This is a genomic window from Kineosporia corallincola, assembly GCF_018499875.1.
GTDB classification, from domain to species: domain Bacteria; phylum Actinomycetota; class Actinomycetes; order Actinomycetales; family Kineosporiaceae; genus Kineosporia; species Kineosporia corallincola.
Genome location: NZ_JAHBAY010000001.1, coordinates 336,655 through 359,908, shown reverse-complemented (window position 1 = coordinate 359,908; position 23,254 = coordinate 336,655). Strand labels below are relative to the sequence as shown.

Annotated in this window: 20 protein-coding genes; 3 read left to right on the top strand and 17 right to left on the bottom strand. The window is 70.6% G+C overall.

The genetic code is table 11. The annotated features are described in order from the left end of the window. Position 1: 1 nt before the first annotated feature. Genes KIH74_RS01595 through KIH74_RS01570 form a run of 6 tightly spaced genes read right to left on the bottom strand, consistent with a single transcriptional unit; the run spans position 2 to position 6,028 of the window. The gene (locus tag KIH74_RS01595) at positions 2-850 is read right to left on the bottom strand and encodes a carbon-nitrogen hydrolase family protein (RefSeq protein WP_214153658.1); all 849 of its coding nucleotides are present in this window, start codon (positions 848-850) and stop codon (positions 2-4) included. Beyond that, on the bottom strand, positions 847-2,334 hold the full coding sequence (locus KIH74_RS01590) for an MSMEG_0567/sll0787 family protein (RefSeq protein ID WP_214153657.1): 1,488 nt from the start codon (positions 2,332-2,334) through the stop codon (positions 847-849). Before KIH74_RS01590 ends, KIH74_RS01595 begins: the two co-directional genes overlap by 4 nt. Then, positions 2,331-3,383, bottom strand: a complete 1,053-nt coding sequence (locus KIH74_RS01585; RefSeq protein WP_214153655.1) for an MSMEG_0568 family radical SAM protein — start codon at positions 3,381-3,383, stop codon at positions 2,331-2,333. The genes KIH74_RS01590 and KIH74_RS01585 overlap by 4 nt, the downstream gene beginning before the upstream one ends. Before the next feature lie 10 nt (positions 3,384-3,393). Next, positions 3,394-3,906 carry an MSMEG_0572/Sll0783 family nitrogen starvation response protein gene (locus KIH74_RS01580; RefSeq protein WP_214153653.1) on the bottom strand — a complete coding sequence of 171 codons (513 nt, stop codon included), beginning with the start codon at positions 3,904-3,906 and terminating at the stop codon, positions 3,394-3,396. An 11-nt stretch (positions 3,907-3,917) separates the two neighbouring features. Further along, positions 3,918-4,736: an amidohydrolase family protein gene (locus KIH74_RS01575; protein ID WP_214153651.1), complete on the bottom strand. Its 819-nt coding sequence runs from the start codon at positions 4,734-4,736 to the stop codon at positions 3,918-3,920. Further along, a complete protein-coding gene (locus KIH74_RS01570; protein WP_214153649.1) occupies positions 4,733-6,028 on the bottom strand; it encodes an MSMEG_0569 family flavin-dependent oxidoreductase in 1,296 nt (431 codons plus the stop codon). Before KIH74_RS01570 ends, KIH74_RS01575 begins: the two co-directional genes overlap by 4 nt. Before the next feature lie 147 nt (positions 6,029-6,175). Here KIH74_RS01570 and KIH74_RS01565 point away from each other — a divergent pair, with 147 nt between their 5' ends. Both KIH74_RS01565 and KIH74_RS01560 read left to right on the top strand, forming a co-directional pair. After that, complete coding sequence (locus tag KIH74_RS01565; RefSeq protein WP_214153647.1) at positions 6,176-7,276, top strand: MSMEG_0565 family glycosyltransferase; 1,101 nt, start codon at positions 6,176-6,178, stop codon at positions 7,274-7,276. Between the two features lie 42 nt (positions 7,277-7,318). Continuing rightward, the gene (locus KIH74_RS01560; protein WP_214153646.1) at positions 7,319-8,242 is read left to right on the top strand and encodes a fibronectin type III domain-containing protein; all 924 of its coding nucleotides are present in this window, start codon (positions 7,319-7,321) and stop codon (positions 8,240-8,242) included. Positions 8,243-8,248: 6 nt separating this feature from the next. Here KIH74_RS01560 and KIH74_RS01555 read toward each other — a convergent pair whose 3' ends face one another. The 3 genes from KIH74_RS01555 to KIH74_RS01545 all read right to left on the bottom strand — a co-directional run bounded on the left by KIH74_RS01555 (position 8,249) and on the right by KIH74_RS01545 (position 12,522). Then, complete coding sequence (locus tag KIH74_RS01555; RefSeq protein WP_214153644.1) at positions 8,249-9,283, bottom strand: WxL protein peptidoglycan domain-containing protein; 1,035 nt, start codon at positions 9,281-9,283, stop codon at positions 8,249-8,251. A 61-nt stretch (positions 9,284-9,344) separates the two neighbouring features. Next, the gene (locus KIH74_RS01550; RefSeq protein WP_214153642.1) at positions 9,345-11,243 is read right to left on the bottom strand and encodes a fibronectin type III domain-containing protein; all 1,899 of its coding nucleotides are present in this window, start codon (positions 11,241-11,243) and stop codon (positions 9,345-9,347) included. Between the two features lie 100 nt (positions 11,244-11,343). Next, positions 11,344-12,522 carry a HupE/UreJ family protein gene (locus KIH74_RS01545; RefSeq protein ID WP_214153640.1) on the bottom strand — a complete coding sequence of 393 codons (1,179 nt, stop codon included), beginning with the start codon at positions 12,520-12,522 and terminating at the stop codon, positions 11,344-11,346. Positions 12,523-12,690: 168 nt separating this feature from the next. Here KIH74_RS01545 and KIH74_RS01540 point away from each other — a divergent pair, with 168 nt between their 5' ends. After that, positions 12,691-13,341 (top strand): type 1 periplasmic-binding domain-containing protein, encoded by a 651-nt coding sequence (locus KIH74_RS01540; protein ID WP_372491970.1) that lies wholly within the window; start codon positions 12,691-12,693, stop codon positions 13,339-13,341. A gap of 67 nt (positions 13,342-13,408) precedes the next feature. Here KIH74_RS01540 and KIH74_RS38275 read toward each other — a convergent pair whose 3' ends face one another. From KIH74_RS38275 to KIH74_RS01500, 8 genes are all read right to left on the bottom strand, one after another. Continuing rightward, entirely contained in the window at positions 13,409-15,721 is a 2,313-nt protein-coding gene (locus tag KIH74_RS38275; RefSeq protein WP_443669976.1) for an esterase-like activity of phytase family protein, read from the bottom strand. A gap of 101 nt (positions 15,722-15,822) precedes the next feature. After that, positions 15,823-17,184, bottom strand: a complete 1,362-nt coding sequence (locus KIH74_RS01530) for an alkaline phosphatase family protein (RefSeq protein ID WP_214153637.1) — start codon at positions 17,182-17,184, stop codon at positions 15,823-15,825. Further along, on the bottom strand, positions 17,181-18,296 hold the full coding sequence (eboE, locus tag KIH74_RS01525) for a metabolite traffic protein EboE (RefSeq protein WP_214153636.1): 1,116 nt from the start codon (positions 18,294-18,296) through the stop codon (positions 17,181-17,183). Before eboE ends, KIH74_RS01530 begins: the two co-directional genes overlap by 4 nt. Next, entirely contained in the window at positions 18,296-19,150 is an 855-nt protein-coding gene (locus KIH74_RS01520) for a TatD family hydrolase (protein ID WP_214153635.1), read from the bottom strand. The genes eboE and KIH74_RS01520 overlap by 1 nt, the downstream gene beginning before the upstream one ends. 14 nt (positions 19,151-19,164) lie before the next feature. Beyond that, complete coding sequence (locus tag KIH74_RS01515; RefSeq protein ID WP_214153634.1) at positions 19,165-19,776, bottom strand: EboA domain-containing protein; 612 nt, start codon at positions 19,774-19,776, stop codon at positions 19,165-19,167. Next, the gene (locus KIH74_RS01510) at positions 19,766-20,605 is read right to left on the bottom strand and encodes a sugar phosphate isomerase/epimerase family protein (protein ID WP_214153633.1); all 840 of its coding nucleotides are present in this window, start codon (positions 20,603-20,605) and stop codon (positions 19,766-19,768) included. The genes KIH74_RS01515 and KIH74_RS01510 overlap by 11 nt, the downstream gene beginning before the upstream one ends. 3 nt (positions 20,606-20,608) lie before the next feature. Beyond that, the gene (locus tag KIH74_RS01505) at positions 20,609-21,577 is read right to left on the bottom strand and encodes a UbiA family prenyltransferase (protein WP_214153631.1); all 969 of its coding nucleotides are present in this window, start codon (positions 21,575-21,577) and stop codon (positions 20,609-20,611) included. Between the two features lie 260 nt (positions 21,578-21,837). Beyond that, on the bottom strand, positions 21,838-23,217 hold the full coding sequence (locus tag KIH74_RS01500) for an inositol-3-phosphate synthase (RefSeq protein WP_214153629.1): 1,380 nt from the start codon (positions 23,215-23,217) through the stop codon (positions 21,838-21,840). Positions 23,218-23,254: the final 37 nt, after the last annotated feature.

Sequence of the window (23,254 nt, the reverse complement as noted above, 5' to 3'; positions counted from 1 at the left end):
CTCAGCTCCCGACGGCGACCGGCTCGTGCGTGGCGTAGGCGGCCGGACGGCGGTCGCGCAGATGTCCCATCGCGCGCCGGGCCTGGGTGAGCGCCTCCTCCACGTCCACCGCGACCACGGCGAGCCCTTCGGCCACACCGGTGCCGGCCAGCACGTCGCCGCCGGGCCCGACCACCTTGGCGCTGGCCACGAAGCGCAGGGAGCCGAAACTGCCGCTCTGGTTGGCCGACAGCCACACCACCTGGTTCTCCAGGGCCCGGGCCTGGTCGAAGATGTCGAACCGGTGCTTCCACCGGTCGTCCTCGAGCCGCTCGGGGGCGTTGGTGCGGCTTCCCGGCCAGGCCGACACGCAGACCACGATCTGGGCGCCGTCGAGCGCCAGGGAGCGCGCGGACTCGGGGAATGCCTTGTCATAACAGATCATCATGCCGACCCGGCCGACCGGAGTGTCGAAGGCCGCGAACGTCTCGCCCGCCGCGTAGTGCGCGTCCTCCCGCAGCGGCTGGTGCACCTTGCGGTGATGACCCAGCACACCGCTGCCGTCGACGCAGACCACACTGTTGTAGAGCTTGCCGTCCTCGGCCTGCTCGCAGTAGCCGGCACAGACCACCATGTCGCCGGCCAGGGCGGCGAGCCGGGCGATCTCCGGGCCGTTCCGGCGAAAAGCCGGTGGCGGCGGGGCACTTCCGCGCAGGTCGCTCAGGTAGCCGCCGAGTGTGGCCTCGGGCAGCGCGAGCAGTTGCACGCCCCGGCCCCGGGCCTCCTCGATCAGGGCTGCGGCCCGGGCGAAGTCGCCCTCCAGGTCGCGGTCGAACGGCGCCGAGACGACCCCCAGCGTGATGGCGCTCATGACTTCTCACTCCTGTTCGTGATTCCCGGGCCGGTCGCCGGGCCCAGGCCCGTCACCTCGCCCGGGACCGCCTGCGTGATCTCCCCGTCCGGCCAGCGCAGGGTGACTCCGGCCCCGGCCACCAGCTCGCCGCAGACCGCGGAGACGGCCGGCCCGGCCCAGGGCTCACCCGCGTCCGGCCCCTCGGCGGTCAGCATGCCGAATCCCGGGAAGCAGGTGAGCCAGTCGCCGGCCGTGGCCGTGCGGGGTCTGGGGACGTCGGCCACGTCGAGCACCGCGCCGCAGCCACCGGCCTCGGCGAGCATGCCCAGGGTGCCGGCGATCCCGGCCATCGACACGTCCTTGGCCGCCTTCGGGCGGCTGCGGCCCACCGAGCCGAGCATCGCCCGCAGCTCGGCCGTGCTCCGCCGGGAGGTGGAATCCCATTGCCGCCCGGCGTATCCCGGCCGCCAGCCACCACCGAGGTCGGCGGTGAGCCGGATCAGGTCGCCCGCGCCTCCGCCACCGCCCGGCACCGGGCTGCCGGCCCGGCCCAGAGCCGTGACGCTGAGCGAGGCCGGCACCCCGAACTGGGTGTGGCCGCCGATCACCGGCACCCCGTAGGCCTGGCTCGCCCTGCGCACCCCGCCGAGGACCCGGGCGGCGAACGACCGGTCCCGGGCCCCGACCGAGTCGAGCAGGGCCACCGGCTCGGCGCCCATCGCGGCCAGGTCGTTGAGATTGACCAGCACCGAGCACCAGCCGGCCCAGTCCGGGTCGCGCTCGACCATCGAGGGCAGGATGGCGTCGCAGGCGGCCACCAGGTCGCTGCCGGGCACCGGGGCGCCGTCGTCACCCACGAAACCCGCTCCGCCCAGTCCCGTCTGGTGCTCGGCGAAGGGACGCAGCAGGGAACCGAGGTCGCGCTTGGTGGCCTCGGTCAGGTCGCGGATCCGGTGCACCGGCCAGCGCATCAGCTCGTGCGGCACACCGGCCACCTCGATGCCGCGCACGTGGTCCCAGCCGAGTTTGGCGAAGAACGGCCGGTAGCGCGGTTGCACGGTGGCGTCGAACCGCAGCACGCCCTCGGCCTCGGCCCGGGCGCAGGCCGCGCGCACCAGCGCGGGCCCGGCGCCCAGACTGCCCCGGCCGACCAGGCGACCGCCCTGCCACCAGCCGATATCCGGCTGGTCACCGACCGGGCCGAGCCGAACGCCGCCCAGCACCGTGCCGTCGGTGGCCCGGGCCACCAGCACCACCGTGCGCGGGTCCTCGTCCACCTCGTCCAGGTCGGTGTGCTCGAACAGCCCCTGCTCCCGCACGAACTGCTCACGGCGCAGTTCCCGGTAGGCCGCCAGGGCCGGGCCGTCGGCATCCTCGATCACGAACCCACTGCCACGCCGCGGCACCGACAGGTCACGCAGCAGTGCCTCGCCGAGCTCGCCGCCGCGTGGCGCGGAACGGAAAAGCGTTTCGAGAACCCCGGTTCCGGTGTCTCCGGTCATCCGCCGGCCACCTTCAGCGCGCTGCACGCACCGCACGCCGCGCAGCCCGCCCCCTGGTCCTCGCCCGACATCCCGGCCTCGCGCAGCGCGGCGCCCACCCGGGCGGTGACGTCGGCGACCACCGAGGCCGACGCGGTGGTCGCGCCGTCCCGCCGGGCCAGCGTGCCCAGCATCGGGCGCATCGGCACGACGAACGGGTAGACGCCGCGGTCGATCAGGCTCTTCGCCCCGGCCACCAGCTCGTCGGGAGTCTCGCCGAGACCGATCAGCAGGTAGGTCGACACCTTGTTCCGGCCGAACACCCGCACCGCCTCGTCCCAGGCCGCCTCGTACTCGGCCATCGGAACGGCACCCTTGCCCGGCATCCAGCGCCGGCGCAGTTCGTCGTCCATGCTCTCGACATGGATGCCGATCGACTCCGCCCCGGCCTCTTTCAGGTCGGTGACGACCCGCAGGTCGCGAGGCGGCTCGATCTGCACCTGGATCGGCAGGCCGGGCACGGCCTGCCGCACCGCCCGGACCGAGCGCACCAGGTTGCGCGCGCCGCGGTCCGGTCCGGCGGTGGTGCCGGTGGTCATCACCATCTGCCGCACCCCGTCCAGCCGGACCGCGGCCTCGGCCACCTCGGCCAGCTGGGCGGGGGTCTTCGCGGCGATGGTGCTGCCCTGCCGCAGCGACTCCTCGATCGCGCAGAACCGGCAGCGCTCCGCCTCGGCGTAGCGGATGCAGGTCTGCACCACCGTGGTCGCCAGCACGTCTTTTCCGTGCAGCAGGGCGATCTTCTCGTAGGGGACACCGTCGGCCGTGACCAGGTCGTAGAACTTCGGCCGCGCAACGGTGTTCACGCTCAGGCCGAGATCGATCCGGCCCTCGTAGACCCGGCCCTGGCGGATCACGTAGGGGCTGTCGGGGACGATCGGCAGGGCCGCGTTCTCGCCGTCGAGAAGCAGGTGCCCGTCGTCGCTCGGCCCGGCGCCCTTGCTGCGCCGCACCGGGGCATCCACTCGCACCCCGCGCACCGCGAGGTTCACTCTCGTGACGGTGTCCATGAGGGCGTCCTCAGATCATGTAGGTCGAGTTGATGATCGCGCCCTTGCGCGCGTAGTGGATCACCGCGTCCTGCACGTCGAGGGGGTGGGTCGGGATGACGCCCTCGATCAGGTCTTCCTCGCGGGCGCCGTGCAGCGACAGCCCGAACCGGCAGCAGTAGACCTTGCCGCCCTCCTTGATGAAGGTCTTGAGCGACTCGTTGATGTTGTGCTCACCCGGGAAGGCGCTGTTGCCGGTGGTCGGGAACCCGCGCGTGGCGAGGGCGTTCAGCGAGCCCGGGCCGTAGAAGTAGATCGCCGACTCGAATCCCTTGCGCAGGGCGCGGGTGGCCTGGAGGATCGCGACGAAGCTCACCGAGGACTCGTGCGCGATGCCGTGCACCAGGGTGAAGTAGGTCTCGCCGTTCTCGGCCTTGTAGTCGGGGAAGACCTTGGTGCCGCCGTAGATGCTCGACCCCTCGGGCAGGGAGGGGTGCGGGATCTCCTCGAGGGACTTCTGCTCGAGTTCGGTCAGGTCGGTCATGTCGGGACCCTTCAGTCGTAGAGATGCTCGAACGTTCCGTGCAGTGCGAGTCCGGCCAGTTCGCCGTCCCCGAAACCGGCTCTCAGCCGGGCGTACTCACCCTCGAAATCGCCCCAGGGCTGATCGCTGGCGAACAGCACCCGGTCGTGGCCCACGCCCCGCCGGGAGATCTCCTGCGCCAGCCATCGGGGCGCGAAACCGATCGCCCAGGACAGGTCGGTGTACACCTGCCGGCCCTGCTCGATCCAGTCGAAGAAGCGGCCGCCGATGAGTTTCATGTGGCCGCTCATCCCGCCGCCGAAATGCACCAGGTGCAGCTTCACCTGGTCGGCGTAGGCGTCGACGAGCTTGCCGATCTCGTCGATGTCACTGGCCCCGCCCGGGCTGGTGTGCACGTGCACCACCAGGTCGTGTTCCCGGGCCGCGGCGAAAACGGCGTCCAGGCCAGGCTTGACGTCGTCGTCACCGACCCTGCCGCCGAGCAGGAAGCTCAGCTTCAGTGCCTTCACGCCCGGCTCGCCGGCCAGTTTCAGGGCCTGTGCCGTGCGCTCGGCGTCGGCCGGCTTCGCCGACACCCACAGGCCCGCGCGGATCCGGTCGTCCGCCTGCGCCGCCTCGACCACCAGCTCGTTGAAGCCGAAGGCCAGATCCGCCTGCGGCACACCGTAGTTGGGTATGACGAGAGCTCGCTCGGTGCCCTCGGCATCGAGGTCGTCGAGCAGTTCGCGGATGGTGCCCCGGGCGGTGACGTCGGCGCGGATCGGCGGCCCGCCGTAGAACGGGTACTCCGGCAGCACCCCCAGATGGCGATGGGCGTCGCAGTGCGTCATGCGATCTGCCTCGCGCCCCGGGCAGCTCGCAGGATCTGCTCGGTCAGGTGGCGGGCGTCGTCACCGACACCGCGGAACCGGCCCGAGCCCCAGGTCCACTGCCAGGGCAGGCCCAGCACGTACAGGCCGGGCAGACTGGTGACGCCGCGGTGGTGCGTGGGGTAGCCGCGACCGTCGAACACCGGCAGGTCCACCCAGCGGTAGTCGGCGTCGAAGCCGGTGCACCAGATCACCGAGGTGATGCCGCTTCCCGCCAGATCCAGCTTCCCGGGGGCATTTTCGGGCGGCTCCCAGACGGGCGTGTAGCGGGGTTCGGTGGGCTGGTCGAGGTGGTGCCGCTCGATGTGCGCGTCGATCAGGTCCTTGATGCTCTCGGCCACCGCGTCGGCGCCGTCGAGGTGGGCCCGCAGATCGTCGTCGAAGCTGATCGTCTCGGGGGTGATGTCACGCAGCCGCCCGTACAGGTGCATGCCGTCGCGGGCGAACGCGCGCAGGTCGATGTCGCGGCCGCCGTCGCGGCCCGTGACGTAGTGGTTGACCTTGTGCCGGGTCGCCTCCTGATCGGCGAACTCGGTGATTCCCCTGGTGTAGTGCCCGATCTCGTCGAGCCAGGTCATGCAGTCACGGCCGCGGTAGAACCGGGCGACCCGGGGTGCGTTGCCGGTGGCCAGGTGCACCGTGCGCCCGGCCAGGTGCAGGTCCTCGGCGATCTGGCAGCCGGACTGCCCGGTGCCGACCACCAGCGTGGCGCCGTCGGGCAGCTGCTGCGGATTCTTGTAGTCGGCCGAGTGGAGCTGGAACACGCTGCGCGGCAGGCGTTCAGCGATTCCCGGGATGCGCGGCAGATGGTAGGCGCCGGTCGCGATGACGACCTGGGAAGCGTGCAGCGTGCCCCGCGTCGTGCTCAGCTGGAACCGGTGCCCGTCGTGGGACAGCCGCACCACGTCGACACCCTCGTGCAGCGGCGGATCGAACGAGCGCGCGTAGTCCCGAATGTAGTCGACGATCTGCTCGCGCACCATGAACCCGTCCGGGTCCCCGGCCGCGTACTCGTGCCCGGGCAGTCGGCACTGCCGGTTGGGCGTGACGAGACTGAAACTGTCCCAGCGCCTTTCGGACCACTCGTAGCCGACGCGGTGACGCTCCAGAACGACGTGATCGACCCCGGCGGCCGAGAGGCAGTGGCTGGCGGCGAGGCCGGCCTGGCCACCGCCGATGACGGCGACCGCGACGTGCCGGCCGTCGAGACCACCGGCGAGGAGGTGCCCCGAGAGGTCGTCCTTTGCCTTCATGCCGTCCAGTGAAGTGAGCAGCGATTACCGGAGCGTTTCATCCGGAACACTTCTGCATGTCCGACGTAACGTTCTCTTGTCCGGCGTCTTCCTGTGAGCCGTCGGCTATTCGTTGCTGTCCAAGGCTTTTGGCTGCATGCTGAGCGGATGCGGATCAGCCTGCTCACCTATTCGACCAAGCCGCGCGGCGGGGTGGTGCACACCCTGGCCCTGGCCGAGGCGCTGGCCCGGGCGGGTCAGCAGGTGACCGTCTGGACGCTCGCGCGCGACGGCGACCGGGCGTTCTTCCGCGCCGTCGACCCGGCCGTCACGGTGCGGGCCGTGCCGTTCCCGCCGCGCGAGGGCGAGACCGTGGGCGAGCGGGTGCTGCGGTCGATCGCCGCGCTGCGCGACGCCTTCGAGGGTGCCTACGACGTGATCCACGCCCAGGACTGCATCAGCGCCAACGCGGTGCCGGGCAGGGTGCGCACGGTGCACCACCTGGACCACTTCACCACCGCCGAGCTGGCGGCCTGCCACGAGCGGGCCATCGTGCAGCCGGCCGCGCACGTGTGTGTCTCGTCGGCCGTTGCCTCCGAACTGCGGGACGGCTGGGGGATCCGGGCGGCGGTGATCCCGAACGGGGTCGACGCGCAACGCTTCTCGTCTGCCGTCGCCGACGGGTCCTGGACGGCGGAGCACGGCGAGTTCGTCCTCTCGCTCGGTGGCATCGAGCCCCGCAAGGGCACACTCGACCTGGTGCGGGCGATGGCGGCGGTGCAGGCCGAGCGGCCGCAGGCGCAGTTGCTGGTGGCCGGCGGCGAGACGCTGTTCGACTACCGCGACTACCGCGACCGGGTCGACGCGCTGGTCGAGCGGCTGGGCGTGCGACTGACGATGCTGGGGCCGATCCCCGATGACGACCTGCCCGGCCTGGTCGCCTCCTGCGCGGCCTTCGCTTTTCCCTCCACCGCCGAGGGTTTCGGGCTGGCGGCGATGGAGGCGCTGGCCGCCCGGCGGCCCGTGGTGGTGCGTGACCTGCCGGTGCTGCGCGAGGTGTTCCGTGACGCTGTGCGGTTCGCGGCGTCACCGGAGCAGCTGGCCGCCGGGCTGCTGGCCGACCTCTCCGGTGACGTCGATCCGGCTCGGGTGCGGCGCGGCAGCGCGCTGGCCGCCTCCCACTCCTGGGACGACGCGGCGGCCGCGCACCTGACCCTCTACCGGCGGCTGCTGGCGGAGGGGGTGCCGGTGGGGTCTGCTGGGATATGATCTTGAGATTCACCCACTCCTCCCTCGAGGACGCCTCCCATCATGAAACCTCGTGTCCGCTGGGCCTTCGCGGGCTCTGCCGCCATCGTGCTCGGCCTTCTCACCCCGGCAGGATCATTCGCGGCCGCCGTACCCTCCGCACCGCGGCTGGGCACCTTCTACACGTCGATGACCTCCACCACTGTCGATCTGGGGAGCCCGGCCGACGACGGCGGCAGCCCGATCACCGGGTACGTCGTGGAGTACACACTCGACAACTACCAGACGTTCCAGCGACTGGACCTCGCCGCCGACGCGACGCAGTTCGTCATCAGTGGCCTTCAGAACAAACGCACGTACCGGATGCGGGTGGCGGCCTCGAACGCCAACGGCCTCTCCAGCTGGACCAATTCCGTGGTCCGAGGGCTCTACCCGCCCTCGAAGCCCCGGATCGAGTCCGTCCTGGTCCGGCACGACGCGCTGGAGGTACGGGCCTTCAGCAGTTTGTACACGTCGATGACGATCAGCGCCGGCTCCCGGCACTGCACCCTGAAGTCGTACCAGAGCCTGTGCGACATCTCCGGCCTGACCGGCGGCAAGTCCTACTCCGTCACCGCCGTGGCCACCAACCCGGCCGGCCCGTCGGTGGCCTCGGACCCGGTCACGGCGACGCCGGTGGGCGCTGCCACCAAGGTCCGTTCCCTCAAGGCCAAGGTGGTCGTGGTCAAGGGCGTGCGCCGGATCGTGCTCACCTGGAAGGCCCCCTCGAACCTGCGGCAGGGGGTGCTCAAGGGCGTCACGCTGTACGACGGCGTGCACCCGGGCAAGGGCGTGCAGAGCCGTCACCCGTGGAGCACGAAGCTGGTCGTCGACAAGGTCAGCCGCCATCACACCTACACCTTCCGGGTCGGGGCCATCACCCGGCCGAAGGGTGATGACACCGACATCCACGGTGCCAGCAGCACGATCAAGGTGAAGGTGAAGTAGCCACCGCTACTTCACCCGCAGCGCCTCCTGCACCGCCTCGGCCACCCGGGCGTCCTCCCGGGCCAGGCGCTGGGCCCGGCGGTGGCGGGTCAGCCGGATCCCCGCGACGACCAGCAGGATCAGCACCACCAGGGCCACCAGCGGGATCCACGGGATCACCCAGGCGTGGGTGGTGGCGGTGACGGGCTCCAGCGTGGTGCTGGAACCGGCCGCGTCGGTGATCACCGGCAGCAGGGTCGCCGTCGCGGTCAGCCGCACCGCCGGCACCACCCCGTGCACCTGGCCGGACACCGTCCAGGTCTCGCCGGGCAGCAGCTGCTGCGGGGTGCCCTGCTCGTCGCCGACGGCCTGGAACCAGCCGAACGGGCCCTCGACCGACGCGGTGCCCCGGCCGGACAGGATCGCGTTGCCGGTGTTGCGGATCGTGTAGCTGACGTCGGCGTCGCCCTTCAGCGGGCCGCCGTCGTAGTCCACCTTCAGGTCCTCGATCGCGAAGGACGGCGTGAGGTCGCCGTCCACCCGCAGCCTGACCTGGATGCCGAGACGGCGGTCGACACTGATGGTCTCGGTGGAGTCGGCCTGCACCAGCGAGGTGATGAGGCCACCGGCGTGGTCGCCGGGGGTGGCGTTCTCCGGAACGGTCACGGTGAACGGCAGTTCGGCGGTCTTGCCGGGCTTCACGGTCACCGAAGACTTCTCCGCGTGCACCCAGGCCCCCACCCCGGTCGACTCGGCGTCCTTCGTCACCAGGTCCATCTGGCCGGCCTCGGTGGTGAAACCGTCGGCGGCGTAGACGTTCAGGGTGAGCGGGGTGCTGCCGCGGTTGGCCACGACCATCGCGTCGTCCAGCGTGGCACCGGGTTTCATGTCGTAGGCGAAACTGGTTCGGCTGTCACCGAAGTCGTTGGACGCGGTGCGCACCGTCCAGGTGACGTCGTCACCGGCACCCGGGGCGGCATGCGCGACGCCGGCTCCGGCCAGCGTGCCGGTCAGGGTGGCAAGGGTCAGCGCTGCCGCGGCAAGCATCTTCACGGGTCTCACGGGCTCAATTCCTCGGGCGAAGTGGTGGGGCGGCCACGAGACGGCCGCCCCACCGGTCGGATCAGCTGCTCAGCGCGGTGATCGTCAGAGTGGCCCGGTAGCTACCCTGCTCGACACTGCTCGGGATCTTCAGGTCGAGGTCGGCACCCAGCTGGGCCGAGCCCTTCTCGTGCCCCTGGTCGGCCTGACCCAGGGTGCGCGAGACGGACAGACCCTCGCCGCCGTCGATGCCGGACTCCACGGCGGCACCCGCCCTGGCACCCGCACCGGCCTCGGCGATCGCCGGGCTCCAGCCCAGGTACGCACCGGAGAACGTCTTGTCGGCGTCCTTGAAGTCGCCCACCGAGGCGGAGACCGACCACGGGGCGAGCGAACTACGGGAGTCCGTCACGGTGATCGGGTTGATGTCGCCGCCGGCCGCCAGGTACTTGCCGTCCTCGTCCTTCGCGGTGCCGAGGTCGACCAGGCCGTTCTTGCCGTCGATCGTCCAGCCGAACTCACCGGCCGCCGCCTTGGGCACCTTGACCTGGATCTCCTGGCCCTCACCGTGGTACGGGTGCACCGTGACCTTGTCGACCGTGGTGCCGACATCGCCCTCGCTGCGCAGGTTCTCGACCACCAGCTCGTCGTTGCGAACCTTCACCCGCACGTAGGTGCGCTCGTGCTCCTGGTTCTGCACCGAGTTGTACCAGTAGTTGTCCGGGTTCAGCGGGTCCGCACCGTTGCCGGCGCCGCTGGTGCCGCTGCTGTCCGGCTTGGTGATGTCGTAGTACTTCGAGCCGGAGGCCGAGTTGGCGGTCACGTACAGCACGCCGCCGGGCCCCGGGTACACGTCGGCCTGGCCGGGCTGCTCCTCGGCGTCCGCCTTCTCGCCGTTCTTGATCAGGTAGCTACGCGTGTAGCTGTGGTCGTGCCCCTGGAGCACCAGGTCCACACCGAGCTTGGAGAAGGTGGTGGGGAAGTCGACGCGGCGGGCCTTGTTGTCGCTGTCCTTGGCGTGCGAGGCCGGCGAGTAGATCGAGTGGTGGTACACGAGAACCTTGTACTTGGCCTCGTCACCGTGCTTCTCGATCACGTCGCTGACGTAGCCGAGGTGCGCCTCGTCACCGCCACCGCCCGAGGAGCTGGTGTAGCTGTTGCTGTTCAGGTCGATGAACAGCACGTCCTTGTAGATGTACCAGTAGTCGCCACCGGAGGTGTTCGACGTCGGGTCACCGTTGACGTAGTACGAACCCGAGCGGTCGGTGTTCGGCGTGGCCATGTGCTGCTCGTAGGCCTTGCCACCGACGTCGTGGTTACCGATCGTCGCCGCCCACGGAATCTGGCGCAGCGCGTCGGGCGCCAGGAAGGCGTTCCACTGGGCCTCGGTGTTGGCCGTCTCGACCTGGTCGCCGCCGGACACCAGGATCTCGGCGTCCGGGTTGGCCTTGGTCGCGACGTCCAGCGTGTCCTGCCAGCCGGCCTGGTCGTCGGCCAGGTTGCCCGACGCCCCGATCTGCGGGTCGCCGAGGAACAGGAAGTCGTACTCGCCGTCGAAGTCCTGCGTCTTGAAGGTGTAGGTCTTCGACCAGCCGTCGGCCGAGCCGACATGGTAGGCGTAGCTGGTGTTCTCGGCCAGACCGGTGATCGTGGCGTGACGGTTGTAGCCGCCGCTGGAGGCGATGTTGGCGGCGCCGACGGCGGAGAAGCTGGTGGCGCCGGCGGGGAACACGTCGCCGGTCACCTGGGAGGCCGGGGCCAGCTCGACCGCCTGGGCGGTGTCGGCCGAGGAGTACCAGGTCACCATCCGCTGGGTCTCGTCGGCACCGACGCCGAGGATCACCCCGGTCACACTGACCGCGTCCGCCGCACTCGCGGACGTGGCGAAACCGCCGACCGAGGCGCCCAGACCGAGCACCAGGGTGGCGACCGGCACCGCGGCCAGGCGACGGATCTGCCGTCGCTGCCGGGGTGCGTTCATGGAAGGCACGTTGTTCTCATCCCTTTCGGAGGGAAATGGTGGAGAGCGGGCTCAATGTTCTGCCGTCCGGTGAACGACAGATGAACCCCACAGGTGATTCTCAGAGAATCCGTTCGAAGAACCAGAACAGGCCGACAGCCGAAACCGCTGCCGATACAACACCACTGACCGTGATGCCGACCCGGGGCGCACGACGGCGCAGCAGCACCAGCACCGGGAAGAGCACCACGATCAGGCCCAGCTGCACCGCCTCGATGCCCACGTTGAACACCAGCAGCGACCACAGCAGCGTCCACGACCAGGCCTCGTCGATGCCGAGGGCCCCGGCGAAGCCCAGCCCGTGCACCAGGCCGAAGCAGAACACCACGCCCAGCCGGGTCCACCCGGCCCGGTCGAGGCTGAAATGGCCCTCCGCACCCTGGATGTCACCCACCTCGGACCCGCGCTGCCAGAGGCGGTACAGGTACCAGCCGGCCACCACCGCGATCGAGAGCGCGATGATCGGCTCGACCACCGCGGCCGGCACCGACACCAGTCCCAGTGCCGCCAGTACCAAGGTTACCGAGTGGGCCAGCGTGAACGACGTCGCCACCAGCACCACCTCACGCAGCCGGCGTGAGCCGGCGATCAGCGCGAGCAGGAACAGGATGTGGTCGGGGCCGCCCAGCAGGTGCTCCGCGCCGAGCTTGAAGAACTCCCAGAACCGGGCGATCCCGTTCTGGGACAGGTCGAACGTGGGGTCCGAGGCGTCCAGGGCGGCGCTGCCGTGCAGACCGCCGACCGCGTAGCTGACGATCGTGCGGGTGTCGCGCACGAAACCCTCGGAGTCCGGGAACAGCGTGCTCGTCAGCTCGTAACCGTCTCCGGCACAGGCCTGTTCGAGCGTGACGAAGGCGTAGGGCACACCCTCGCGCTCGGCGACGGTGAACCCGCCGGCCCGGGGTGCCTCGCAGCCGCTCACCGTGAATCGGTCGGCGACGTAGGCCAGCACCGGTTCGGCGTGCCGGTCCAGTGCGGCGGCCTGGGCCGCCGGGTCACCCGACTCGAAGGCCGCGGTGCCGTCGCTGAACAGCGCGTCGTCCTGGGCACTGTCGGCGGCCGAGACCACGAGCAGGTCGTACTCCAGGCCCAGTTCGGTGCTCAGCCGGTCTTTCCCGGACGAGGTGACATCGGCGTAGACCACCGAGGTGAAGCCGTGGGCCAAGGCCGGGGCCGCGCCGAGAACGACACCCGCGACCACGGCCACCAGGGCGAGACCGCGCAGAGTGCGGCGAAACATGAAACTCCTTCTGTTGGCGCGAGCAACCTGCTCCCCACAGATGAATCACATGCGCTTCACAGGCCAACAGCAGCCGAACAGATCAGCCCGATCCGATCACGAGGGTCAATACCACTGAAATCAGGGGGTAAACAGTACGAGCCACTCTTCTACCCTCGGAGGAATCCCGTGCGCCGGGTGCTCGTCGTTCTCCTCACCGCGGCGCTGGTCACCGCCTGCGGATCGGCCGACTGGTCGCAGCCCCGTCAGGGCCCGGCCAGGATCGGTTCCCTCGGAGCTGGTTTCAGCGATCCGGCCACCACGCCCGCTCCGGAGTCCACCATCACGCCGGCGCCGGGTTCGTGGGACGACGTGCACCCGCCCGAGGGCTACCGGGTGGTGCTGCTGACCGCCGGCGACGACGCGCCGACCAGGACGCTCGCGGACGCGGTGACCGGCTGGGCCGACACCGAGCAGGTCGACCTGCGCACGATCGACGCCACCGGCGACCAGGACCTGGTGCCGCGCGTCACCGAGGCGATCGGGATGCGCCCGGAGCTGATCGTCACCGCCGGCAACGACCTGGTGGACCCCCTGACCCTGGTCACCGCCAGCCACCTGGACCAGCAGTTTCTCGTGGTCGGGGCCGAGATCGGAGAGCCCACGGCCAATGTCACCGCCGTCGACTGGACCGGGGCCTCGTACCGCGGTGAGGGCCTGGAGGCGTCGTCGGTGTACGACCCGGCCACGTTCACGGAAGAACGCGGTGCCCGGGCCGTGCGGGCCGGCGCGGCCGCCGTGCTGAGCGACCTGACCGGCATCGTGATCTGGCTGAGCTGACCGTCGTCCTCAAGCAGACGGCGAAAGGGGCCCATGGAAACCATGGGCCCCTCGGGTGGGCGTCAGATCACTTCTTGAAGATCTTGGACGCCTTGCCGATCGACATGAAAACCGTCTCGCCGGTGGAGTCGTCGAGCGCGTCGTTGTCGGTCGAGATGTACACCCGGCCGTCACCGCCGACGGTCAGGCCCTCCAGCTTCTCCTGGGTCCAGCCGTTGGTGGCCTCCAGGTCCGGCAGAACGTCCTTGGCCAGCTTCTTCTTCAGCACCGGCAGCGTGCCGTCGGCCGGGTCGGTCTTCGGCAGGGTCACCGTGTAGATCCGCTTGACCCTGGCGTTCGGGCCGTTCAGCTTGTCCCGCTCGATCACCGCGAACCGGTTGTCGCCCAGTGAGGTGATCTCGGACAGCCCGATCCAGTCTCCGTCGGTGCTCGTGGTCTCCAGCTGGTACCCGTACCAGGTCCAGTCGCCGGTCCTCACGTCGTACCGGCCGATCCGGGCCACCCCGGCCGGATCGGTGGACGACGCCCGCTGGATCACCGCGTAGACGTGCTCACCACTCTTGTCCGTGGTCGCCGTGACTCCCTCGAAACCCTGCGACTTCAGTCCCGCGGCAACCTCTTCCGGCAGGGCGACGCTCTCGGCCACGACACCCTCGGCCGACACCCGGACCAGCTTGTTCTCCGCACCGCTCGCCCCCTCGACGGCCAGCCAGTAGCCGCCCTGCGGCCGGGCGTAGACGCCCTCGGCGTCCAGACCCACCTCCGTGCCGGAGGAGTCGGTCACCGCCAGCCGCTTCGTGATGCGGGCCGGGCTCTTCGAGGTGTCGATGGTCAGGATGCCGGTGGTCGAATAGCCCGCGTCGGTCACGCTGACCAGCTGGTTCTTCTTGCCGGGCACCGCCGACAGGGCGCCCAGGGTGCCCCAGCCGATGTCGCTGCTCGCCGACTGGATCTGCGGGAAGTCGGCGGACTTCGCCCCGATGCGGTACAGCGAAACCGTTGCCCGGACGCCGCTCTCGGCGTCGTCCACCTCGCTGGAGACGGCCAGCAGACCGCGCGAGGTGATCGGCAGAATGCCCTCCGGCCCGTTCGTGGTGGCCAGCATCTGCACGTACTTCGGCTTGAGCGGGTTCTCGATGTCGTACACCGCGACGAAGTTGCTGCGCTCGGAACCGACGAAGGCGTAGTTCACACCGTTGTACTCGGCGGTGGCCAGCCCTTCCGGCTCGATCCCCTTCTTGCCGGCCCGGCTCTCGGAGTGCAGACCGTTCTGGACGGCCAGCTTCTCCAGGGTGTTGCCGGCGTCCCAGGCCACCTTGCCGGTCTTCGAGTCGAACACCGTCCAGCCGCGGGTGCCGCCCTTCCAGTCACCCTCGTTCGCGGTGGCCAGGTACCGGTTGTCCAGCCAGGCCACGGCGTCCGGCTCGCGCGGGGTGTCGGTGATCGAACCGGTCTGGTCGATCACCCCGTCGTCCTCGGTGTCGATGCCCGTGACGGTCGCGGTGCCCGCACTGAACACCCGGGTGATCTTGTGCTTCGCCCCGTCGATCAGCACGATGCCGTTGTTCTCCTGCAAGGTGACGGCGAGGGTGCCGTCCTCGTTGAAGGAGACGTACTCGGGCTCCGGGTCGGTCGGGGTGTCCAGACCGGCGTCCTTCAGCGACTTCAGGGCCGTGCCGTCGGTGTTGGTCAGCGAAACCCGGTGCGCCGTCCAGCTCGCCGGGTTCGTCACCCTGCCGAGCTCGATGATCTGCACGAAACCGGCAGGCAGCTGGGGCAGGTCACCCTCCTCGCCGCCGGCCGGGGTGGCCTCCTCGTCGCGCTGGTTCTCCATCGCGATGGCCACCCGCTGCGTCTTCTTGTCCACGGCGATCGAGTCCGGCTGCCCGCCGAGGTCGATGCTGCGCACCCGCGTGCGGTCCTTGATCCGGATCACGTCGACGCGACCGGACGGCTCGGTGAAGCTCTTGCTGGTGTCCACCACGACCAGCACGTAGTCGCCGACCACGGTGACCGAGGTGGGCTGGTCGTCGGTGTCGCCGAGTTCCTCCAGCGACAGAGTGCCCAGGCCCTTGATCTTCTCCGGGTTCGAGATGTCGAGGAATCCGATGCGCTTGCCCGCGGCATCGGTGTAGATCATCGTCCTGCCGTCCTGGGTGACGGTCGAGATCTCCGCCACCGTCTCGTCCGCGACAGCGTCACCGGACGGCCGGTTCTGGTACACCGCGTAGGTGTCGGTGCGGTTGAAGAACGCCGCACCACCACGGTTCCCGGCACTGGCCGACGGCGCGGTGGCGACCGCGACGGCCGCTCCCGCCAGGGCCGTCGCAGCGACGACCGCGATGGCCCGAGAGGTACTCCTGCTCACGTCTCTCCTCATGACTCGTCGCCGGGGCCACGGGACGACCCAGGCCGCACGAGCCTTTCAAGCAGGGGTGGACCCGACCCGACGCGAGGATGAACGCCGGTCGACGAAAAACGTCAGAGCAGGAGTTCCAGGAGCACGTCACGCACGGCCGTGGCCTCGAACGACGCCGCCGCCACCGACGGGTCCGAGCTGATCAGCACCGGCCCGTCCTGCGGGTCCGCGGCCGTGCGCCCGTGACTTCCGCGCACCGGCGCCGGATCCAGCGGCACCACCTTCATCGCGTAACGCAGGCCGCTGAACTTGCGGGCCAGGGTGAGCGCCGCGCGCGCCTTCACCAGCCGGTCGGCGGGATCGTAGAACAGCTCGGCCGGATCGTAACCCGGCTTGCGATGGATCTCGACACCCCGGGCGAAATCCGGTGCCCTGGCGTCGTCCAGCCAGTAGTAGTAGGTGAACCAGGAGGACGACGAGGCGACCGCGACCAGCTCCCCGCTGCGCGGATGATCCAGTCCGTGCTGCTTCTTGCCGTCCTGGTCCAGCACCAGGTCCACCCCCGGCAGGGCGGTCAGCAGCTCCCGCACCCGGGGGACGTCCCGGGCGTCGTTCACGTAGACCTGGGCCACCTGGTGGTCGGCGACCGCGAAGGCCCGCGAGGACCAGGTGTCCAGATACTCCATGCCGGCCTGCGTGTACACCTCCAGAAGCCCTTCCCGGCGCAGCATCCGGTTGATGTCGACCGGCCGGTCCACGGCGGTGATGCCGTATTCCGACAGCACCACCACCTGGTAACCGCTCCCCCGGGCCTGGTCGATGAGATCACCTGCCACCGCGTCGATCTCGCCGGCCGCCGCGATCGCCTCAGGGCCGTCCGGGCCGTAACGCTGGACGTCGTAGTCCAGGTGCGGCAGGTAGCACAACGCCAGATCGGGACGCCGGGTGCCGATCAGCCGGGCGGTGGCCCTCGCGATCCAGGCCGAACTGCTGATGGACGCTGTCGGTCCCCAGTAGGTGAACAACGGGAAAGTGCCGAATTCCTGTGTCAGTTCGTGCCGCAGGGCCGGGGGCCGGGTGTAACAGTCGGCATCCTTCTTGCCGTCGGCGTGATACACCGGCCGGGGCGTCACGGTCCAGTCGGTGCTGGCGCCCATCGCGTACCACCAGCACACGTTGGCCGCGGTCAGGTCCGGCCGGTGCCGGCGCGCCGTCTCCCAGAGCTTCTCCGCCTCGATCAGCCGGTTGTGCTGGCGCCACAGGTACACCTCACCCTGGTCGCGGAAGTACCAGCCGTTGCCGACGATACCGTGCTCGGTGGGCAGCTTTCCGGTGAGATAGGTGGCCTGGGCGCTGCACGTCACGGCGGGCAGCAGGGTGCCGAGCGGGACGGCCGGGCCGACCGAGGCCACGCGCGGCATGTGCCGCAGCAGCCGGGGCGTCAGGCCGACCACGTTCAGCACCAGCAGCGGGTCGCGGCTCATCGCACCGGCTCCAGACCGAGTCGTTCCAGTTGCGCCGCGGTCCAGCCCAGCTCGCCCGCGATCGCCTCGACCAGCGGCCGGTCCTGCCCCGGAAGCACCGACCAGGTGTAGGTCTCGACGTCGAGATGGGTGGTCAGCGCCCGGTCGCCACCCACCAGCGCCTTCAGCGTGTCGCGCAGTTCCGGCTGGGTGGTGCGCTCCGCCCGGTCCAGGGGCATGTGGTAGTGAACCCGCCATTCCTGTTCCGGATCCAGCGCTTTCATCGTGGCCTCGTCCAGATCGTCCTCACCGTGGCCGTCTTCCTGCCGGACCTGGTGCAGGAACCGAGGCTCGGCGAAATCTGCCAGCCAGGACCGGTCGTCGCCGATGACCCGCAACGCGTTCGACACCTGGGTCTTGTACAAACCCACCTGATGGACGTCGAGAAGACCGGTCACCGAAGCGTCCTCGAACTGCGTGGCCAGATGACAGGCGTCCAGGCACATCCCGATCCACTCCGGCACGCCGAGCCGGGCCACCGCCTCCAGCCCGCCGGCCAGCGTCTCCACCACGCACCCGGGCTCCGGCTCCACCGCCAGCCGGACCGGGCGGCCGAACTCCCCGGCCAGGGACTGGAGTTCGGTGGCGACCGCGACCATCGCGGCGTCAGCCGGGCCGGTGCCGCCGGGGAAGCGGGTGCGCCAGCCGAACGGCAGGGTCGAGATGCTGCCCGACGCGGCGTCCGGCGGGAGCAGCCGGTGCAGCACCGCCGCCAGGTCGAGCGTGTAGTCCAGGCGTTCGCGTTCCAGCCAGTCCGGGCGGTAGACAGCACCTTTCACCACGTCGGCCTGGAAGGACCGGTAGGGGAAGCCGTTGAGGGTGACCACCTCCAGCCCTTCTGCGGTCAGGGTGCGCCGTAGCAGGTCCAGGGCCCGCCGGTCGGAGGCCAGGTGCCGAGCGGCCGGGGCGGGCAGCCAGAGCCCCACACCGAGCACCGGCCAGCCCAGCCCGCGGCGCACCGGCCCGGCGAAGGTGTGCAGCTGGGCCAGGATTCCCTCAAGATCCTCGGCGGGATGCATGTTGGTGCAGTACGACAGGTGCACCACGCTGCCGTCCCGGTGCCGGAAGCGCATCAGCCCACCTCTCCGCGCAGGATCGAGTTGCCCTGCGAGAGTTCCTTGTTCTTCTCGGCGTCCAGCTCCAGCCGCCCGCTCTGGCCGAAGAAGCCGACCGGGTTGTCCCACACCACCTTCTCCACCTCGGCACTGGCGAAGCCTCCGGCCAGCATCGCCTCCGCCGTCCTGGCCACCTTCAGCGGATCGCTGCGGCCCCAGTCCGCCGCCGAGTTCACGATCAGCCGGGAGGTGCCGAGCTCGTGGGCCAGCAGCACCATCCGGCGCTCGTCCATCTTGGTGTCCGGGTAGATCGAGAACCCGGCCCAGACACCGGCGTCCAGCACCAGCTTCGCGGTGAGCTCGTTGTTGTGGTCCACCAGCACCCGGCCCGGGGCGATGCCGGACTCGCGCACCACGTCGAGCGTGCGGCGGGTGCCGGCCAGCTTGTCCCGGTGCGGCGTGTGCACCAGCACCGGCAGGCCGAACTCGACCGCCAGCTCCAGATGCCGCGCCAGCAGGTCGTCCTCGGCCGGGGTGATCGAGTCGTACCCGGTCTCCCCAACCCCCACCACACCGTCCTTGGCCAGGTAGCGCGGCAGCAGATCCATCACCTCGGCCCGGAAACCCGGTTCGTTGGCCTCTTTCGGGTTCAGCGCGACGGTGCAGTGGTGTGCGATGCCGAACTGCGCGGCCCGGTAGCGCTCCCAGCCGACCAGGGAACTGAAGTAGTCCGCGAACGAGGCCACACCCGAGCGCGGCTGGCCCAGCCAGAAGGCCGGCTCGACCAGGGCGGTCACCCCGGCGGCGGCCATCGCCTCGTAGTCGTCGGTGGTGCGTGAGGTCATGTGGATGTGCGGCTCGAAGATGCGCATGAAGCGTCCTCTCATCAGCCGCGCCGGGCCAGGGCCCCGGCGGCGGCACGGCGGCGTTCCGGGTCGTCCGCGTGCAGTTGCTCCCGGATCTGCTCCAGTTCGGCGACGGGTGGATACCGGTCGATCACCTGCCAGACCTCCGCCGCCACCTCGCGCCCGGCGCAGACCCGCTCCAGCACGAAACCCGCCACCCGGCGCGAGGTCAGCGGGGTCACGCGGGCCACCAGGGCCGGCACGCGCGCGGTCGGTATGCCCATGAAGATCACCTTCATCAGGGCCTGGTCCACCTCGTCGTCGGGCAGCGCGGCCACCACCGCCGGGTCGGCCGCGGCCGTGACGAGCCGGGGATCGTTGCTGCGCAATGCGTCCCGGGCCAGGTCGAGCAGCATGTCGTCCACCCCGAGCCGACCGGCCGAGAGCACCACGGCCCGGCGCTCGTGCACGTCGCCGTAGCGGTACAGGCCGGGAATCTCGGTGCGGTCGGGAAGAGCCGCCAGCAGCCGGATCCGGGCCTCCACGTGATCGTCGCCGACCTTGCGCGCCACCATCGGGAACCAGCGCCGGATCGTCACCGGGGCACGCGCGGTCTGCCGGACGGCGTGCTCCAGCCAGTCGTCATGCTCCATGACGCATTCCTTCCGCCCGTCGCAGGAACTCGATCGACCGGGGCACGGTGGTGTGGGCCGTGTGCGAGTGACGTGACAGCTCCACGGCCACCAGCCCGCCGAAACCGTCGAGAGCGGCCAGCGCGGGCGGGAAATCGACGTCGCCCTGACCGAGGTCGAGGTGCTCGTGCACGCCGTGGCGCATGTCGTCGATCTGCACATAGGTCAGGTCGTCGCGCACCCGCGCGATCACCTCGGGCAGCGGTAGCCGCTCGGTGACCAGGCAGTGCCCGAGATCGAGCGTGAGCCCGAACAGCGGGTGCCGCAGCTCGCCGGCCAGCGCGTACCAGTCGTCGACCGACGACACCAACATGCCCGGCTCAGGCTCGAAAGCCAATTTCACGTCGAGAGTTTCGGCCACACTCAACACCGCCCGGCAGCCCTCGACCAACCGGTGCCGGGCCACTCCGGGGGGCACGGCCGGCTGCCGCACCCCGGACCAGAGCGACACCGCCTCGGCCCCCAGGTCCGCCGCCACCCGCACAGCGATCCGCAGCAGTTCGACACGTCGATCGCGTCCGTGCTCACTCAGCAACGTGGGCTCGTGCTTGTGGCGTGGGTCGAGCACGAACCGCGCGCCGGTCTCCACCACCACGGCCAGGCCGAGATCCCGCAGCCGGTCGGCGATCACGGCGACCTTCCTGGGCAGGCCCGGGCCGAGCGGGTCGAGGTGATGATGGTCGAGCGTGAGACCCACTCCGGTGTAGCCGCAGTCGGCGAGCATGGGCAGGGCGTCGTCCAGACGGTGGTCGCCCAGCCCGTTGGTGACATAGGCATAGCGCAGAGCCATGTCTCAGGTCACCCGCCCACGGACGGCGATAGCCCGCCCCACCCGCCACATCGCCAGCAACGCGGCCCCGGCGGCCGGTCGCCCCGCCGCGGCGGTGAGCGCGCCCTGCAACGGAACCATGCCGAGAACCCCGGTTCTCACCAGGCTTTGCAAATTCTTCGGGGTGGGACTGCGCGCCGCGACGAACGAGGAACGCACGGAAGGCACCGCATACAGAGCCGCCGCGAGGGCTGCCACCAGGGCCTTTCCGGCCGGCGGCGACGGCGATGCGCCGGGCGGTGATCCGGCGGGCGGCGATGCGGCGGGCAGCGATGCGGCGGGCAGCGATGCGGCGGCCCGTGCCCCGGTGGCCCGTGACCCGGCCGCCCGTAACTCGGCCGCCTGTGACCCGCCCACCCGTGCCCCAGCCACCCGCAACCCAGCCACCCGCAACCCAGCCACCCGCGACCCAGCCACCCGCGACCCAGCCACCCGCCCCGCGTCGTCCGAGCGCAGGGCCAGCGCCAGCACCAGGCCCGCCAACGCCGTCGTCACGCCGCCCGACACCACCGCCACCCGACGGTCCCCGCCCTCCACCTCGGCCCGGCTGACCTCGGTGATCATGTAGGTGTGCGCGGCCACCACCGACGCCGGCAGCAGGGCGGCCCGGAAACTGCTGCTGCCGCGCTGCACATCGAGAAAGCGACACAGGGCCATGGTGGCCGGCCCGGCAGCGGTACCCTTGGTCACGAAATCGTAGGCCAGCAGCGAGCTTCCCGTCGCCAGCGACAACACCACCCCACGCCGCCCGCGCACCACACCGGCCAGCGCCAGATCGGCCGCCAGCAGCCCGGCACCGATCGCCAGGGCCCGGCGCGGCGAGATCCGGCCGGACGGGATCGGGCGGTGCGGCCGTTCGACGGCATCCACTCGCCGGTCTGCGTAGTCGTTCAGGGCCATGCCGGCCATGTACGCCAGCACCGAGGATCCCATCGCCGCAGCGCATTCACCGGCCCAGGCATCGAGCGCGACACCCGCCGGAGGGCCGGAAGAACCACCAGACACCACACCCGCCGAAAGGCCGGAAGAGCCACCAGACACCACACCCGCCGAAAGGCTGGAGGGGGCACCGGACACCAGCCCGGTCAACGCGCCGCCCCCGGAACCCGCCGTTGCCCCGAATGCCGCGCCCACCAGCGGATCCCCGGGTGCACTCAGCACCGCGGGCAACCGCACCAGGTCGGCGTAGACGTTCACTCGCCGGCCCGGAAACCGTCGTCCGGGAGGTCGCCCCGCAAGTCGCCGCCCCGTAGGTCGCTCCGCAAGCCGCCACCCCGTAAGGTGTTGCCCCGCAAGTCGTCGCCCCGTAAGCCGCCACCCGGCAAGGCGTCGCCCCGCAAGCCGCCACCCGGCAAGGCGTCGCCCCGCAAGCCGCCGTCCCGCAAGGCGTCGCCCCGCAAGCCGCCGTCCCGCAAGCCGCCGTCCCGCAAGGAGTCCGCCCGCAAGGCGCCGGCCCAGGAAACCAGCCGGCGGAACTGCTCGTCCAGACGGTGCTCCGAGCTGCCGAGCGGGTCTTTGAAGAAAAAGCCCAGCTCGTGGAGCACCCCGGTGCGGCCGGCCAGCCGGGCCCGCGCGGTGAACCGGGCCAGGTCGATCACCAGCGGCGCCGCCAGCGCGGAGTCGCACCCCTGCCAGGTTATCTGCATCGTCATCCGCGTACCCAGAAAACCGGTGAACCGCACCTGGTTCCAGGCGGTCTTCCACTCACCCATGTCTTCCACGTAGTCGATGTGCACCGGCGCCGTGACCTCGTCCCCGAAGGTCTCGCGCACCGATCGGGCCTTCGACGCCAGCTTGGCCGCGGCCCGCTCCGGGTCGGCCAGCACCCGGCCGTCGCCACCGCCGAGCAGATTCAGGCCGGACCACGACGTCACCCGCAGGTTGCGACTGCCGAACATCGGCGCCAGGGCCGTCTTCACCAGCGTCTCACCGGTTTTGCCGTCCCGGCCGGCGTAGACCGTGCCGCGGCTGCGCGCCAGCTCGTCGAGCGCCGGGATCGCGGCACCCATCGACGGCGTGAAATCGATGAACGGCAGCCCGGCGTCGAGCGCCGCGTACGCATACAGGGCGCTGGGCGCGAGCACCTCGGCCCCGGCGTCCAGGGCCCGGTCGAGCCCGGCCAGGTCCGCGTGCTCCGGCCGTGACGGCCAGATCGGCTCGGTGGAGGCGATGTTCACCACCACCACGGTGTCGAGCGCGTGCCGTTCGGCGAACTCGCGCAGGTCGCGCTGCACCTGCTCGATCGCGGCCCGCCCGCCACCGGCCACACCCGGGCGCACCCGGGCGTCCACGGCTTCGAGATCGGGGCGCACCAGCGGGAGCGCGAACGCCGGCAGCACCCCGGCCTGCACCAGTTCCTCGGCCCGGCCCTTCATCGGCAGGTCTGACAGGTCGTGCCCGCCGACCACCAGATCGGCCACGGCGGGCAACCCGAGGTCGGCGAATTGCGGCAGCTCACTGACCATTCCGATACCGGCCAGGTCTCCGGGGCCGGCCGTGAGCAGGGCCAGCCCCGCCGTCACGGTGGTTCCGATCGACCCTCGGGCCCCGATCAGCCACAGTCCGACAGCCATGGTCGGTCCTCCCCTGGCACAGCCACAGACGCCAATG